Here is a 1,578-nt window from a genome sequence, read left to right as displayed (position 1 = left end):
ACACGCTTTATAGTCGGTTATTTAACTAGTAATCCTATAACAATTACACATAAAGACGAAAATACAAATGAAAAATTAGTTGACCTTAATAAAGTGAATGATGCAGATGCTACAAATAGTGATTTAGCATTAAATTTATCTATTTATGGTCGAGCGTATGAAATTGTTTATAGAGATACTGATGATAAAGATACATTCAAATTATTAGATAGTAAAAGTACATTTGTTGTATATGACACTTCACTAGATAAAAAGATGATAGCAGGAGTTAGATACTTTAATGTTAAAGATTTAGATAATACACCAATACAAAAAATTGAAGTCTATACAACAAATAAAATCTATTACATAGAAGTTAAAGGCGGCTCTTTCAATTCTATCGATGAAATACCTCATTACTATAATGATGTTCCAATTATTGAATATTTAAATGATCAATTTAAACAAGGTGATTTTGAAAATGTTATTTCTTTAATTGATTTATATGACCAAGCACAATCAGATACTGCTAATTATATGACCGATTTAAATGATGCCATGTTAGCAATTGTTGGAAACATTGAAATAGATGGTGATGAAGCTAAAAAATTTCGACAAGCTAATATGGTTCATGTTAAACCAAGTATCAATGTGAATGGGTCAGAAGGTAATGCAGATGTTAAGTACATTTATAAACAATATGATGTTAATGGCTCAGAAGCTTATAAAACCAGATTACAAAAAGATATTCACAAATATACCAATACACCTGATCTAAGCGATGAGAATTTCAGTGGTGTTCAATCTGGTGAATCAATGAAATATAAATTGTTTGGTCTAGAGCAGGTTAGAGCTATTAAAGAACGTTTATTTAAAAAAGGGTTAATGAAGAGATATAAACTGTTATTTAATATTCTTAATTTAACAGGTGTACATAAGTATGATTATTCAACCATTGATATTACCTTTACACCTAATTTACCTAAGTCTTTAAATGAATCAATTGATGCATTCAATTCTTTAAATGGTGGAGTATCTGAACAAACTAGATTGAAATTGTTACCTATTATTGATAATCCACTTGAAGAAATCAAGAAAATGGAAGACGAACAAAATAAAGTAAAAGAAAATAGCTATAATTCATCATTTAAGACACCATTTAGCCGCGAAAATGAAATGACTGATATAAATGTCAGATAATTTAAAATATTGGCTAGAACGTGCTAAAAACGTCATGGACGCTGAATCATTAGTTGATGCACAAGTAATCATTGAAATTGAACGTATCATTTTATTGATGTATGCCGAAATTACAAAAGAATTATTAGCTTTTTATGCAAAATATGCCAAAGATACTGGACTGAGTATTCAAGAAGTTAAGAAAATGGCTGATTCATTTAATGTACTAGCATTTAGTAACAAAGCGAAACAATTTGTTGAGCGTAAAGATTTCAGTGAAGAGGCGAATCAATCGCTCAAACAATACAACTTAACGATGAAAATCTCTAGAGAAAAACTGTTAAAGCAGCAGCTAGATTTGATTGTGAAAGATTCTAGTTTAAATCTTCAAAATAAAATTGAGGATAAGCTAAGTGACGA

Annotated in this window: 2 protein-coding genes; both read left to right on the top strand. The window is 28.8% G+C overall.

Annotation, left to right across the window (positions count from 1 at the left end; all coding sequences use genetic code 11):
* Positions 1-1,179, top strand: a 1,179-nt coding sequence (locus ABTZ91_RS34000; protein WP_352081094.1) for a phage portal protein, incomplete at its 5' end; no start/stop codon positions are given.
* On the top strand, positions 1,169-1,578 hold a 410-nt coding region (locus tag ABTZ91_RS33995), incomplete at its 3' end, for a hypothetical protein (RefSeq protein WP_352081093.1). The genes ABTZ91_RS34000 and ABTZ91_RS33995, both read left to right, overlap by 11 nt.

The organism is Streptomyces sp. NPDC126499 (assembly GCF_040302485.1).
Lineage (GTDB): Bacteria > Actinomycetota > Actinomycetes > Streptomycetales > Streptomycetaceae > Streptomyces.
The sequence above is the reverse complement of the archived record's forward strand: the minus strand, read 5'-3'. Positions and strand labels throughout refer to the sequence as shown.